The organism is Segetibacter aerophilus (assembly GCF_007991655.1).
Taxonomy (GTDB): domain Bacteria; phylum Bacteroidota; class Bacteroidia; order Chitinophagales; family Chitinophagaceae; genus Segetibacter; species Segetibacter aerophilus.
Window position 1 is genome coordinate 318,034 of record NZ_BJYT01000006.1, and the last position, 16,142, is coordinate 334,175.

Annotated in this window: 7 protein-coding genes; 4 read left to right on the plus strand and 3 right to left on the minus strand. The window is 38.9% G+C overall.

What is annotated here, in order from left to right; genetic code table 11:
* The first annotated feature begins 80 nt into the window (after positions 1 to 80).
* Together SAE01_RS10180 and SAE01_RS10185 are read left to right on the plus strand one after the other, a co-directional pair.
* A complete protein-coding gene (locus tag SAE01_RS10180) occupies positions 81 to 1,040 on the plus strand; it encodes an EamA family transporter (protein WP_147203643.1) in 960 nt (319 codons plus the stop codon).
* A gap of 172 nt (positions 1,041 to 1,212) precedes the next feature.
* Positions 1,213 to 2,673, plus strand: a complete 1,461-nt coding sequence (locus tag SAE01_RS10185; RefSeq protein ID WP_147203644.1) for a gluconokinase — start codon at positions 1,213 to 1,215, stop codon at positions 2,671 to 2,673.
* Positions 2,674 to 2,691: 18 nt separating this feature from the next.
* Here SAE01_RS10185 and SAE01_RS10190 read toward each other — a convergent pair whose 3' ends face one another.
* The 3 genes from SAE01_RS10190 to SAE01_RS10200 all read right to left on the minus strand — a co-directional run bounded on the left by SAE01_RS10190 (position 2,692) and on the right by SAE01_RS10200 (position 6,207).
* Positions 2,692 to 3,288, minus strand: a complete 597-nt coding sequence (locus tag SAE01_RS10190; protein ID WP_147203645.1) for a porin family protein — start codon at positions 3,286 to 3,288, stop codon at positions 2,692 to 2,694.
* An 84-nt stretch (positions 3,289 to 3,372) separates the two neighbouring features.
* The gene (locus SAE01_RS10195; protein ID WP_147203646.1) at positions 3,373 to 3,744 is read right to left on the minus strand and encodes a hypothetical protein; all 372 of its coding nucleotides are present in this window, start codon (positions 3,742 to 3,744) and stop codon (positions 3,373 to 3,375) included.
* A gap of 9 nt (positions 3,745 to 3,753) precedes the next feature.
* Complete coding sequence (locus SAE01_RS10200; RefSeq protein WP_147203647.1) at positions 3,754 to 6,207, minus strand: penicillin acylase family protein; 2,454 nt, start codon at positions 6,205 to 6,207, stop codon at positions 3,754 to 3,756.
* A gap of 475 nt (positions 6,208 to 6,682) precedes the next feature.
* Here SAE01_RS10200 and SAE01_RS10205 point away from each other — a divergent pair, with 475 nt between their 5' ends.
* Both SAE01_RS10205 and SAE01_RS10210 read left to right on the plus strand, forming a co-directional pair.
* Positions 6,683 to 8,302 carry an MBL fold metallo-hydrolase gene (locus tag SAE01_RS10205; protein WP_147203648.1) on the plus strand — a complete coding sequence of 540 codons (1,620 nt, stop codon included), beginning with the start codon at positions 6,683 to 6,685 and terminating at the stop codon, positions 8,300 to 8,302.
* Between the two features lie 108 nt (positions 8,303 to 8,410).
* Positions 8,411 to 16,142: non-ribosomal peptide synthetase (locus SAE01_RS10210; protein ID WP_147203649.1), on the plus strand; the 7,732-nt coding region annotated here is incomplete at its 3' end.

The window sequence follows — 16,142 nt, forward strand, 5'->3', positions numbered from 1 at the left end:
GTTCTTGTTATCTTCGTGGGGTAAAACGTATTGCACGCCAGACATGAAACTTATCATTATTTAAAATTTTAGGGTTAATTATGTCAATACCTGCAATAGAAAAAGGGCCTTCAAAATTACTGGTGCTGGCGGCATTTGCTGCCTTGTACATTATTTGGGGTTCAACATATTTAGGCATACGAATTAGTATTAAAACAATTCCACCCTTTTTCCTTGTAGCATGCAGGTTTCTTGTTGCCGGAGCCATGCTATTAGGATGGTGTCTATTTAAAGGGGAAAAAGTGCCTTCTTTAAAAGTGTTTAGCACGATAAGCGTAGGGGGTTTTTTAATGTTGTTTATGGGCAACGGTGCAGTCTCATGGGCTGAGCAATATTTGCCAAGTGGAATAGCTGCTATTATTGTAGCAACAGTGCCCCTTTGGTTTGTGCTGCTCGACAAGGGCCAGTGGAAATTTCATTTCTCTAATAAAATAATTATTCTCGGTTTTCTTGTCGGCTTTTCAGGCGTGCTCTTACTTTTTGCGGGGAAAGGGTCGACCGATTTTCTAGGAGACAAAATGAAACTGGTAGGTTTTTTTGTGCTTATTGTTGGAACCGTTGCCTGGGCCACAGGTTCATTATATTCAAAATACAAAAAGGTAGAAGCGTCGGTCACAATGAAAGCTGCTGTTCAAATGTTGGCAGCAGGTGTAATTTCAGTTTTTGCCGGTTTAGTGGCAAGCGAGCAAAAGCACTTTTCTTTTAGCCAAATTTCAGGAAGCTCATTTGCTGCACTACTATACCTAATCATTATGGGTTCTTTGGTTGGTTATATGTCGTACATCTGGTTGCTAAGCGTTCGCCCGGCTTCGGTTGTCGGAACATATGCTTATGTAAATCCTGTAGTCGCCGTTTTTCTGGGTTGGCTGATAGTAGATGAACAAATCACCATGCAGCAAATTGTTGCCTTGGTAGTGATACTTGCAGGAGTGATACTGGTAAATTTTGCGCCCGAACCGAAGAAAGCAGTTATTGTACGAGAGGCTGAAAGTGTTGTCTGATTTGTTTGAGTTAATAAGAGAAGCCTAATTGGAGCAGGCAGTAGTATTAAAACTTAGCTATTGTTGCGTCGCGCTCTTGAACAGAATCGCATTCCTCGGCATTAATTACGTTTTAAAGACAGACCTGCAATCGGGTTTCTCCAGCTTTGACCGTCGTTTTTATACTACATACATGAAATATTATCTTGGAATTGATATAGGGACTACCTCGTCAAAAGCTGTAGCGTTTTCTGAAACGGGTCAAGTTGTCGGAGACTGTTCATTCCCGTATCAAATGCATCATCCACAAACCGGTTGGAGTGAGCAGGACCCCGAAATAATCTTTACGGCTGTCGTCAATGCTATCAATAAAGTTGTTCTAACGCTTGCTCCACATCTTCCCATATTCATTTCTTTTAGTGCCGCAATGCATAGTTTGATAGCAGTAGATGAGAAAGGCAAGCCACTTACACAATGTATCATTTGGGCAGATAACCGGTCGGACTTAATTGCTCAAAAGCTAAGAGCAACGGAAGAAGGTGAACAATTTTACCACTCGACAGGAGTGCCAATTCACTCAATGTCACCACTTTGCAAATTATTGTGGTTAAGAGAAAATGCACCTGAAATATTTAAAACTGCTTTCAAGTTTATCGGTATCAAAGAGTTTATTTTTTATAAATTTTTTAGTCAGTTTGTTGTCGATACTTCTATAGCTTCAGCTACCGGATTGCTAAATAGTAAGTCTCTCCAATGGGATGAGGAAATATTAAATTATGTAAGTATTACCGCCGATCGCCTTTCAACTGTCGTTTCTACGAAAGCCATTTTTCGCGACCATACTTTCAACGGTCTTACTAATATAAAGGAGGTGCCCTTTGTGGTGGGAGCAAGCGACGGTGCACTGTCCAACCTGGGAACCGGTGCAACAGGTAAGGCAATGGCAATTACTATTGGTACAAGTGGCGCTGCGCGAATGATTATATCGCAGCCGAAAACAGATGCCGGCATGAGAACGTTCTGCTATCACCTGAAAGACGATTTATATGTGGCGGGCGGTGCGAATAATAATGGAGCAGTTGTTCTTCAATGGTTGAAAGAAAGTCTGTTAGAGGCTAAGGAAGATTACGATGAGCTTTTTGAAAAGGCAAAAGTGATTAAGCCCGGAAGCGACGATTTGTTATTTCTTCCATATATCCTGGGCGAGCGAGCCCCTATTTGGAACGCTAATGCTAAGGGCGTTTTCTTCGGCCTAAACGTTCAACATACAAAGGCACATATGGTGCGTGCTTCTCTTGAAGGCGTTATTTTTAGTATGTACAGTATTATATCCATTTTAGCACAGCAACACGAAGTAAGTGAACTACATGGGTCAGGTGGGTTTGCAAAAAGTCCATTATGGGTGCAGATGTTGGCTGATATTTCCGGTCTAAAAGTGCTTGTTTCCGATACCGTAGAAAGCTCAGCTTTAGGTGCAGTGATGTTAGGCGCCGAAGCGCTGGGAATAGAAACAATCCTTAAGTTCAATATTATTTCCACTTATGAACCTGACGGAAAAAATCACCAAGTCTATCAAAAGCAATTTGAAAAGTTTGAGCGATTGTACCAGCTGTTAAAAGGAGAGATGGTTAATGAAGAAATGAGAAAAGGTTAACTGATTAATTTGATGTGCTTAAAAATCTATTCCTAAAGATAGCTGAGCTATTTCGTACTTAAATTCAGTGGATTCTAATCCCACATTGATAAGACCCTTAAGATAACTGGCGTTAACATTAAGAGATTTATAAATATTATATCCAACCCCTAACACTACGCCCACATTTCTTGCTTCGGTCTGGTGCTCAAGATCTTCCTTTATACCTTTTGTTGTCCGTTTTGAAGAAATCAATAAATCTGCCTCGGGACCTGCAGCAATAAAAAATCGAGGGGACAACTTATACTTCAACAACACGGGGATAGAAAGGTAACTGAGGGAATAGTTTCTTTCCGATTTTTCCGCCGTTGCATTTCGGGTGGAAAAAGAGTATTCTGTTTGTATGCTGAGTTGGTCTTTAATTGGTACATATAACCTGAAACCAAAGGAGATTCCAGGTTTTGGTTTAATATTCCCTGATGTTTCCGGCATCGGAAATGCCTTGCTAAAAATCATGTTTGAATAATTACTTCCTAATGTGAACCCAAATCTTTTAAATACTTGTTTACTACTTTCCTGGGCTTTTCCTTGAATGAAGCACAACATAATAATTAAGGCAGTGGCAAAAATTTTCATCACTAATAGTATTTTCTTATTTCCAGCAATGATACAAACGTAAGCACGACAAAACAACTCAACCTATTCCCTTTCAACTGCAATTCAACTTTTCTTATTTCGTCCGTTATGAACAATCACCGCCCTTAATAGACTTCCCGTCAGACCAGCAAAGCCGCTAACAATTGCTCCTACAATTGCAGTAACAATAATGATAAGTAGGTATGACTTTTTATGAAACAATAAGTCAGCAACCTTGGCGGCCAGGAGATGATTGTTTTGTTGATCGATCAAGTAAGACTGGAAACCCCACAAAAGAAATATTGCAATTGAAGCAGATAGGAAAGCCAATAAAGGTTTCTGGGGAATAACTGCAGCTACAATAAAAGCAACCAAGGCAATGATCCACCAAGGTAAAAATAAGGCGGTTGCAAAACTTAGTAACGCAGTAAGAATCGTGGCTATTAGAAATTTCATGAATAAAAATTAAGCTTTAGAAAATGTCATCTTCCATTTTATTTTGTCGCTATTCTGCCCTTCCTGTTTGTTTAAAAACAGCAGTTTAAAATATTTCCCTTTCACCCAATCATCGACAAAGTCGTCATAATACTTACTGCCCGGATTTCCGCTTTGACCGCCCGGATAAACTCCATATGCTTCGGTATCCTTGCTTAGTTGTACAATCATTCTCCAACTTGGACCGTTATTTCTAAAGTTCGCGTTTATGCTATTGAGACTGCCGCCCATTTCTAGCTGCTGTCTACTAAAAGAAGGAATGTTCAACAAATGCTTCAAACCAGTATTTTTATATTTCCCCCAAATTAAATAGTCACTTTGTTTTGCGGTATCTAAATCTTTAGCAGCTTTTTTGAAGGAAGCTGAAACAATTTGACGCAAGCTTTCCACCCGTGGAGTAGATATATTATCAACAAATTTAAAGGTGCTATCACGAAGCAAACCTTCAAGCAAAGTACTGTTGTCAGGAGTTCGCATTGGCAAAGCTGTTTTTGCAAATTCATCGCTGAACACTTCTTTTTGCAACCGCCTCCACCATTTATCTAATATTGTCGGACCTTCTTCATTGTAGTCAGTCCTTAAATTCCACTCCTTCAATTTATTTATGTAACTCAGTTCATCGTTAGAAAGATCTTGCTGGTTTAAATACCTTAATAGTAGCGGTCGGGCCATTTCCGCAAAAACGTCGTAAGTATCTGTTTGCATTTGCTGCATGTCCTCCACAGTGATGTTTGATAGACGGTTTAGCCAACGATTGATAATAATTCCCCGGTAAATAAAAGGTCTGCCGGCAAGATAGTAGGGGTAATCTTTATCAGTCGCAAGTTGGTTAGCACTGCTCACAAAACCTCTTGCAGGATTCGTCATCGCAGGGTTTTCAGAGTTAGGAATAAAGCCCTGCCAGGCGTAACTGCTATCAACTCCAGGCATTAAATAATCGCCCTGCCTTTGCCATTTTGCCGGAAACTTTCCTTCTTGCCTGATTGCTATATCTCCTGATTTCGACGCGAAAGCAAAATTTTGACCGGGACATTGATAATTTGAAATGGCATTTAAATAATCGGCATAGTTGTTCGCATGGTTCAATTTATTAAATGCAAGCAGCTCATTGCTGGTATCTTGAGCCAGCCATCTTAGGGCGTAGTATTTGCCATCCTTTAATACGTTTGGGAAAGTTTTGTCGTACATAACCGGTCCCAAGACAGTAACGGCTATTCTTTCGGTTACGTCAGGCTCGCCTTTAATTTTGATAATTTCATTTCGAAATGTCGATTTCAGCCACTTACCGTTAAACATGTACTCCTGCATAGTGCTATCTCTGAACTCAATTTCGTAATAGTCTTTAACATCTCGACTCGCGTTCGTTACCCCCCACGCGCAACTGTCATTGAAACCAATAATAACTGAAGGTGATCCTGGAAATGTTGCACCGTAGGTGTTAAGAGTTGGTGACGAAAGTTGCATTTCATACCAAAGCGAAGGAAGATTTAAACCAAGATGAGGATCATTGCAAAGGATAGGCGCACCGCTTTTCGTTTTACTGCCGGCAACTGCCCAGTTATTGCTTCCATTATTTTTGTCAGGCTGTGGAATAAGGGTACTATTAGATATACCTGAAGAATGAAAATAAATGGAGTCGGCGTTACCAGGTTTTTTTGGGATGTGACTTGCGTTTTGAAATGTAGTACCCCTGGCAACAACAGGATCTAGACTATCCGGAGCAATAGGATAAAGTTGTTCAATATCGGCGGGAGAAAAGATGCTTCGCGCATTTGTCATTTCAAAATCCGAATCAAAACCGGCTAGTTCATATGACATGTACTTAAAAAACAACTGCGTTTTGAGGTTAGTCCATTTCTCAGGTTTGTAATCAAGCAGTTTATATTCTAAAGGATATTTAGCAGGGTCTAAAGTTTCTACATAAGCATTAACGCCATTAGTATAGGCGTCTAGTTCACTCTTTGTAACGCTATTTGCTTCAAGTGTTTTCAAAGACTGCTCCGCGCTGGAGACCATACCCAGCCTTCTGAAAAATCTATCTTTTTCCAAAAAAGCTTTTCCCTTACCCATTATTTCGCTTAGCCTTCCGGCTGCTGCGTATGTTTGAAATTCCATCTGCCAAAGTCTAAACTTAGCATGGAGGTATCCTTGTACAAAATAGGCATCGTTTTCTTTTTCAGCATAAACGTGGGGTACCAGGCGTTCGTCAAAAAAAACATCCACTTTTCCATCCAAACGAGCCGAGGTAAATTTTTCATTAAAATCTATGTTTGAAGCTTCAGCATTTTGCCAGAAGCCATTCTGGGGACTAAGAAAAGCTCCAAAACGAGGAGTTTTACTTCCGGAGATGGAAAGTGATGTGCTTAACAGGAAAATTAACACAATGGTGATAATGGCAGATACGATTAATAAAAAGATCCTCATAAAAAGTAAAGTATAAACGCTGTTGATTGTTGGATACTAAAAAAAAGCCAAAATAAATTAAAATAAAGTCATCAATATTTTATTTTGTTGGCATTGTTATAAACGCAGTATAACAATATATTATTTTTTAGACTTTTTTGGTTGAAATAGGAGTTGTGTAACATGCAATACTTAAAATGCTTTATCCGTTTACAATATATCAGGCTGTAATTTTTGACGGAATTTTAAAATCAACTTAGCGGACGGTTAGAAGTTAATGTTTTATGTGTTTATAAAGCTCACATGGCGGATTAGAATAATAATATCTAGTATTGCAGCTTATTTGCAAGTATTCTTATCTTTTAAGGAGGTAAAACTGCAGAAAGAAATTATATGTGCAAAGCGGAGGTGGGAATAAAAACTTTCTATTTTTTATATAATTAATTTTGAGTTTTTAGAAAAAGCATACAAAACGAATTAAGAAAGACTACAATATATGGAAAACAAACAAATGTATTTGAAGCCTAACGTGGTTCTTGAACCGTTAGTTGATAAATGGTACGCATGGAGCCATCTCATTTCGCCTGCAACTGCAGCAATGAATATTGTTTCAAGACATCTAACAATAATAGATTCTTATTTGTCGGCTCCTTCAATACATGCAGAGGCAGTTTTAAATCCTAAAATGCGGGGTGGTCCTTTTATGGATTTTCAGGGCGGAAGGATTGACGAAGTGGAGGCGCTACAAAAGGAGACTGTTGAAAAGCAGGAAAAAGTAATACAATTTGCTAAAGCGATAAAGGAGCTCGATAGAATGTTGGCGACAGAGGCAAAGGGCTACGGGTTGGAAACAGTCTACGAGAAGGTGCCAAATATTCTAAAAGGGTATGTAGAATTATATTACGACCGCAATAACAACCCTGGTTTCAGGTTTTTTGAGTCGCTTTTATATAATAGTGAATATTATAACAAAAGCTCTCAAAGTATTGCGATGTGGATTACTAACAACGATGAAAGACCGTTTTGTTTAAGTACTCCCCGTTTGGAGGAGAAAGACGTTCTCAACCTAAATATTCCTTTTGACCATCCTGGTATTGATGAATTGGCAAAAATGAAGAGGGTGCCTCAATCATTGGGTTATGTGAAAGCGATGCTGGGTATACCGGCTTCAAAGGAAGATCTTTTTGACTCTTTCTTTACTGACACACCTCCACCTCCCTACCAGAAATATACAGGTGACAAGATAAGAATGAGATACTTTGGACATGCCTGTATTTTGGTAGAAACCAAGGATATCAGCATACTTGTAGATCCTCTAATCAGCTATTACGGCTACCACTCAAGTGTTGATCATTTTTCGGACGTTGATCTTCCTGATATGATTGATTACGTTCTTATTACGCACAACCACCAGGATCATATTCTATTTGAAACGCTTCTCCCATTAAGACATAAGATAAAAAATCTGATTGTTCCCAGAACAAATAGCGGAAAGCTGGAAGATCCTGATCTTAAGTTAATGTTCAATAACGTTGGCTTTAACAACGTGTTTGCGATGGATGAAATGGAGACAATCAAATTTAGCGATGCAATTATCACGGCGTTGCCCTTTATAGGTGAGCACAGTGATTTAAACATTCTTACAAAATCTTGTTTCCTGGTTAAGATTGGAAGTTTCAAATTATTGTTTCTGGCCGATTCTCGAATTGTTGAACCGAAGCTTTACGATCATATCCATAAGCAAATTGGCGATGTAGATGTAATGTTTATTGGTATGGAATGCGATGGTGCTCCTCTCACCTGGTTGTATGGGCCATTGTTGACTAAGAAATTAGCAAGGGACATGGACGGAAGTAGGAGACTTGCAGGTTCGGATTGTGAAAAAGGGTTGTCATTGGTCAACATCTTCAATCCGAAAGAATTGTATGTATATGCAATGGGACAGGAGCCATGGTGCGAGTTTATAAGCAGTATTAAGTATACAGATGAATCTAATCCAATAGTACAATCTGATAAACTGGTCAAAATTTGCAGAAACAGGGGAATGGTAGCTGAGCGTTTATTTGGTGAGAAGGAACTGTTGTATGATAAGGAAGTTGCCAGCTTAAATATTTAATTAGAGGAATCCATCAAAAAATAGTTTAAAGTAGTAGTAACCATTTTAGTAGTAATTAATTAATCCAATAGTCGAAAGCTTTTTGAAAAATAGCGAACGAGGTTTAGTATGAAAAAAAAGCCCTTCCCTTTACATCCATCACAAAAGGAAGTTTATATAGATCAACTTCTTAATGTTGAAAGTCCTCATTACAACATCGGAGGGTATATTAAACTCGTAGGAAGTTTTAATAAAGAAAAGTTCCTGGACATTGTTCAGGCGGCACCCAAAGTATTTGACGTTTACAAGATGAGGTTCGACCCGGACCTCTCTGTTCCGTCTTTTATCGTGGATGAAGATTACGAAAAAGTAGAAGTTCAGGAGCTCGATTTTTCTGGGCAGGACGATGCAAGAAGTCTAGCTCAGAATTGGATGCAGGAGAAGTTCAATACTCCGTTTGCTATTGAAAAGAACAACCTGCTATTTGAGCATGTAATAATAAAAATAGAAGAGAAGGAGCATTGGTTCTTTTGCCGATACCACCATTTGATTACCGATGGGTACGGTTTTACCGTCTGGGTACAATATCTCGCAACACAATACCGGTCTTTAGTAGCAGGGGATAACTTACCAGTAAGTTATCCTTCTTATGTAGAGGAAGCAGTGAAAGCTACCGAGTTCTATAATTCCCCGGAATATGATTTGGAGGGTGAATATTGGAAAGAAAAAATAAAAACGAAGCCTAAAAAACTACTGACAAAGAAATTCTTTGGTCATGATGTTGGGAGGAAAAGCTCCACGTTCATTTTGGAACTAACGGCTGATCAAAAAAAACTATTTGAAGATTTACAGCTACTCACTAAAGTGGGGATGCAACAATTAACCATTGCTGCCCTTATCATTTACTTCGCTAAAACTACCAATGAAAAAGAATTCGTTTTTGGTATACCACTTCACAAAAGAGGTTCGAAAAAGCTAAGAAGTATCATTGGAATGTTTTCCGGAATTCAACCTTTTAAAGGGGGGTATAACGAGGAGGAGATATTACTCGACCTTCTTAAAGAGATATCACAAATTCAAAGAAAAGACTACCGTTATCAAAATTATTTAATAGGTGACCTAAGCCGGCATTTTGCCACTTCTGATTTTGAGGAAGGATATTTGACCCAGATTGTAGTAAACTACGAGCCCTTAAATTTTGAAAATGATTTTGGTCTTGGTGTTAGTGCAACAGTACTAAGATTGGCCAATGAGTATGAAGTAACGCCCTTACAACTTGTTTGGCGTGATTATGGAAAAAACAGGGCTCTACAACTTCACATACATTATAAGAATGAGTACTTCAGTACTAAAGAAGTTGAGTTATTAGCTAACCGGCTGCTTTATATTCTTGAACAGTTTCCGCAGGAACTAAATTCCAGAATAAGTTCCATCAATACTATACCAGCCGCGGAGTATCAATTGCTTGAATCTTTTAATAATACATCTGCAGCTTACCCTTCTCAAAAAACAATTGTTGAGTTATTTGAAGAACAGGCTCTAAAAACACCTGAAGCTACCGCAGTTATATTTGAAGACAAGAAACTATCGTATGCAGAACTTAACGAAAGAGCAAACCAGCTAGCTTCTCATCTAAAAACGAAGGGAATAAAGGAAGGAACGTGTGTGCCCATTTGCATTGATCGAAGCCTTGAACTCATTGTTGGTATCCTGGGAATATTGAAGGCAGGCGGAGCTTATGTTCCAATTGACGTCGATTACCCGGTTGAACGAATCAAGTTCATGTTGAACGATGTCGCTGCAAGGTTCATTTTAACCAGTGAAGAGAGTCGCAAAAAGCTTCCAACCCTACAAGATGTTGAGTTTATAGATTTAGACAAAGAGTGGTCAATTGTTTCAAAGCAATCAAAAGATAATGTACAAGCTGCCATAAACCCTTCTGCCCTGGCTTATATAATCTATACATCCGGTTCTACAGGCACGCCAAAAGGTGTTATGGTAGAACATGGCAATGTAGTAAGCCTTGTTAAGGGAGCGGAATACGTCTCGTTAACAGATAAAGACATTCTGCTGTCAACAGGTTCACCTTCCTTTGACGCTACCACTTTTGAGTATTGGGGTATGCTGTTAAATGGAGGTCAATTAGTACTATGTACTGAAAATACTTTATTAGATAGCCAACTACTTAAAGCAGAGATATCTGCCAATAAAGTGACAAAGATGTGGTTCACCTCCAGTTGGTTTAATCAATTGGTTGAAACTGACATAACAGTGTTTGCAGGATTACAAACAATACTTGTTGGTGGTGAAAAACTATCCGAAAAACATATTGAGAAATTAAGACAGGCCGATCCTTCTATTGAAATTATTAATGGTTACGGTCCTACCGAAAATACGACCTTCTCAATAACTTATAATATTCAGGAAAACGAGGTAAATAGTTCCATACCTATCGGTCGTCCGGTAACTAACCGCACTGCTTACATCGCTAATCACGCCAATCAATTAGTTCCAATTGGTGTTCCCGGTGAGATATTGTTAGGTGGAGCAGGATTATCAAAAGGTTACCTAAACAGGCCAGAGTTAACAGTAGAAAAATTTGTTACAAATCCTTTTGATGATAATACTGAAAGGTTATACAAAACAGGAGACTTAGGTAGATGGCGGGCCGACGGAAACATTGAATATTTAGGAAGAATAGACGACCAGGTAAAAATCAGGGGTTATAGAATAGAGCTTGGAGAGATAGAAAGTGTGCTTTTACAAAGCGAACAGGTAAGCCAGGCTGTAGTGCTAGCCAAAGAAGATGACAATGGCACTAAGCGATTAGTTGGTTATATAGTTGCTAAGACTGCTTTTGATAAGCATGCAATCAGTGCTTTCCTACTTGAACGGTTACCCGAATATATGGTTCCTGCGCTGTGGGTAGAGCTTGATAGTTTACCATTAACAAGCAATGGAAAGGTAGATAAGCAAGCCTTGCCAGAACCGGACGCTACTAAACTTACCGTTAATGAATATGTAGCTCCTGCAACGGAGTTTCAACGAGCGCTGGCAGAAATATGGCAACAACTTTTAGGTGTAGAAAGAATAGGCATCGAGGACAATTTCTTTGAGCTTGGCGGCGATAGTATTTTAACTATACAAGTTGTTAGTCGGGCAAATCGTTTAGGTTATCACCTTCAGCCTAAAGATATTTTTGTTCATCAAACTATCGCAAGAATAACAAGGGCTATAGCAGATCGCAGTGCTATAGCAGTTCGTGCTGAACAAGGCGAATTAACGGGTTTCGCAGGCTTGCTTCCAATTCAGCAATGGTACTTGGAACAAGAAAGTAGCGACGTTTCCCACTTCAATCAAAGTGTTTTACTATCTATAAATAAGTCGATTACTGAAGATGTTTTGTCAGCGGCTGTAAAGCAGCTTTCAACCTTCCATGATTCGCTGCGATTTAGATTTTACAAAAAAGATGGCAAGTGGCAGCAGGAGTACACTTCAAAACAGGCAAGCTTCAGCTATGAAGATCTTTCCAACGTTAAAGGATCTATTAATTCAATCATAGCGGACGTTGCTAATAAGTATCAGTTTTTACTAGACATAGAAACCGGGAAATTATTTCAAGCGGTACTAATACAAACTCCCGATACGGAGGAGGACAACAGGTTCTTGCTTGTAATACATCACCTTGCAGTTGATGGCGTGTCCTGGAGAATCCTTTTGGCAGATCTTGAGGTGATAATATCGCAGTTATTAGATAAGCAAAAAGTTGATCTGGGTAGCAAGAGCACTTCTTACCGTCAATGGTATAATAGCTTACAGCAATATGGACAAAGCAAACAATTATTGTCGCAAATAGGATACTGGCAAAATATTGTCAAAAGCTATGAGCCGGTCGCGGTGGATAATAAGTTTGACGGCGTAGTACTGGTAAAAGACACAGCACATTATCAATTAAGGCTGGCAGCAGAGCAGACCCGAAGTCTACTACAACAAGTACCAAAAGTTTACCACACAGAAATAAATGACCTCCTACTGGGTGCACTTGCAAAAACTTTATGTAGCTGGAGTGCAACAGATAAAATTATAATAGGCCTCGAAGGACATGGTAGAGAAGACATAGAGGAAGGTTTAGATATTAGTAGAACAGTTGGTTGGTTTACTAATCTTTACCCTGTCTTATTAGAGCTTGGGCCAGCAACCAGTAATGATGAACTTATTAAAACAGTAAAGGAACAGCTTAGGCAGGTCCCGAACAAAGGGCTTGGTTATGGAGTTCTTAGATACATCAATAAAGAAGCGACTTTAACGAATGCAAAATCGTGGGACGTTGTATTTAATTACCTCGGTCAATTAGACAATGTATCCGGGGAAAGTAAGTGGTTTAAAGGCGCTGCAGAAGGAGCGGGAGCAAGCAGAAGTGAAAATTTAAGAGTTGATGAAAAGCTAGCCATAGATAGTTCTGTTCAGGCAGGAGAATTAATCTTTAACTGGAGTTACAGTAAGAAGCATTTTGATAAGGATACTATTGAAACCATTGCTTCCTCTTATATCACCAACCTAACGGCACTTATTGCCCATTGTCTTAAACAGGAAAAGTCAGTCGCTACCCCATCTGATTTTGACTTAAGTGCAGAAGTTAACTACAGGGAGCTTGATAAGTTTTTAGAAGAAAATGTTGAAGGCCGGAAGAGAAAAGAACAGATCGATGGACTTTATAAGTTAAGTGGAATACAGCAAGGTATGTTGTTCCATAGCTTGTACAACAAAGAAGCAGGTGCTTATATAGAACAACTTTCATGTGATCTCATTAATCCCAACATTGAGTTGGTTAAAGAGAGCTGGCAGTCTGTTGTAAAACGTCATAGTATTCTGCGAAGCGCATTTTATCATGATACTTTCAGTATCCCTGTTCAGTGTGTTTATAAGGAAGTGGAGATACCTGTTTCCATAATCGATTACAGTTCGATGTCTTCTGAGGAACAGGTTATTGCGATTAATAAATACAAAGCAGCGGATAGGAGCAAAGGGTTCGATTTTAAAACTGCCCCAATAATGCGGCTTGCATTAATACGGGTTAGTGAAGACCGCTACCTGATGTTATGGACGTCTCATCATATTTTGTTTGATGGTTGGTCACTACCGATAATTATAGAAGAGTTTTTGGAATCTTACGAATTACTGTCCGATGGCAAAGAAGTAGCTATAATTGAAGACGACAAGTTTGAAGATTATATCCGTTTCCTTGATCGCAAAGACAAATACCAGGAAGAAACATATTGGCGCAATTATCTACAGCACATTGAGCAGAGCACCATGCTGCCCTTCATTTCAAGCACTGCAGATAGAAACAGGGGTGTTGGAGAATTTAAAACAGAGTATTTAAAGATAGATTCCGAAACGACGTCAAAGGTACAAGCGTTTGCAAAACGCAACCGATTAACGGTTAGTACAATTATGCAAGGCGTTTGGTCTTATCTTCTTCATCAATATTCCGGAAGCAACAAAATTACATTTGGTGTAACCGTTTCAGGACGTCCTGATAATTTAGCAAATATTGAGCAGCGTGTAGGGATGTACATCAATACATTGCCGCTAAAGTCGGAGTTGAAAGAAGATCAGAGCATTTCAGAGTGGTTACAATTACTTCAGCAAGACCAGGTGTCATCGCGACAATATCAGTACTCTTCACTTCATGATGTGCAGAATTGGACAAATGTAGAAGGAAATTTATTTGATACCACGGTAACTTTTCAGAATTATCCAATAAACAAGATTCTTACTGCTAATGATTGGAAACTTAAGATCGAGAACTTATCCATTCATGAGCAAAACAACTATCCTTTTAGTTTAACTGTTTCTATCGCTGAAGAAATAAGTATAAGAGTTATCTACAATGCTACATTATTACAGGAAACCTATTTACGGGAAATAGAAAATCACTTCAAAAATGTTCTAAAGCAGGTAACTGAAAATTCAAATGCTACTGTAGGTGAAATCGAACTGCTGACCGCGGAAGAAAAACAACAATTGCTGGTAGCGTTTAACAATACTGCTGCTGTTGCGTCTAACAAAACAGTTGTTTCTTTATGTGAGGAGCAAGCTGTAGAAAAGGCAAATGCAATAGCCTTAATTTTTGGCGATGAACAAATAACCTATAGAGAACTTAACGAACGTTCAAATCAACTTGCAAACTATTTACAAAACGAAGGTGTAAAAGCAGAAATGCTTGTGCCCATTTGTATAGAGCCCGGATTTGAAATGATTATCGGTATCCTGGCAATCCTAAAAGCAGGAGCAGCGTATGTACCAATTGATCCTGCCTATCCATTAGAAAGAATACAATTTATACTTGAAGATACTAACGCAACGACCGTTGTAACTAGCCAGGAAAGCAGCGAAAAATTACGTGGCATACAAGGATTAAACATAATACAAATAGACGCAAATGTTGGCTCGTTCGCAACTCAATCTAACAATCTTAATGTAGACATTGCTGCCACCCATCTTGCGTACATTATTTACACTTCCGGCTCAACAGGAAAGCCAAAAGGAGTGATGATAGAGCACGGTTCTCTGCTTAACTACCTTCTGAATAATAAGGCTAATTATATAAATAAAGACAGTAACAATACTGGTACTTTCATTCATTTGTCTTACACTTTTGATGCATCCATAACCGGCGTATTTATGCCATTGTTAGCTGGTAAATCAATTGTAATAGGCAAGCAACAACAACATGAAGTCTTCAAGGATCCAAACCTTTTAAAGTATGCACCCTTCGACTTCCTGAAAATCACACCTGCTCACATTGAATTGCTGAAGGCATCATTGGAAGATGAAAGTTTAAGGCAGTTAACCAAGAAATTGGTGTTGGGTGGTGAAGCATTAGTGCCAGGGCATTTCGACTATTTCGTTGAGAATGATATTGAAGTAGAAATTATAAACGAATATGGTCCTACCGAAGCTACTGTTGGCTGTAGTACTTATCATTTTTATACGGTATCAGAAGCTGAGAAAATTAAGAACGGAATATCTATAGGAAAGCCATTAGACAATGCACAACTATACATCTTAAATCAAAGTAATCAACTGTTGCCTATTGGAGTAACAGGAGAAATTTGTATCGGCGGTGCCGGACTTTCAAGAGGTTATTTAAAAAGGCCGGGGCTAACTGCAGAAAAGTTTGTTCAACATCCTTTCAATGAAAATAGGGCAAGAATTTATAAAACAGGAGATTTAGGAAAGTGGCTTCCCGACGGAAATATTGAGTACCAGGGAAGGGTTGATGACCAGGTTAAAATAAGAGGTTATAGGGTCGAATTAGGTGAAGTGGAAAGTGCAATACTTCAAAGCGGGTTGGTAAGACAGACAGTAGTAATTGCCAAACAAGATAAAGAAGGAAATAAAAGGCTGGTAGCCTATATAGTAACAGATAACCCGGGAAATAAGGAGCAGGTAAAGAACTTACTAAGTGAGAAGTTGCCTGAATACATGGTTCCTTCCCTGTTGATAGAGTTGGAGGATTTGCCACTAACATCTAATGGTAAAATAGATAAGAAGGCGCTACCGGAAGCAGGTGAACCTGAAGAGCAGACCGACCAGTTTATTGCACCGGCATCCGATATAGAATTAAAGCTTGCCGAAGTATGGCAGGACTTGCTTGAAGTAGAAGACATAGGAGTTCATGATGACTTTTTTAAATTAGGTGGAGATTCATTGCTTGCAATAAGAGTGATATCTGCTATCAGAAAGAAGCTTGGAGTTGAAGTAGATATCAATTTGATATTTGAATATCCGACAATAGCTCAGCTGGCCAAGAACATTCAAGGTGGATCATCTGCTACTTTACTTCCAACAGTAG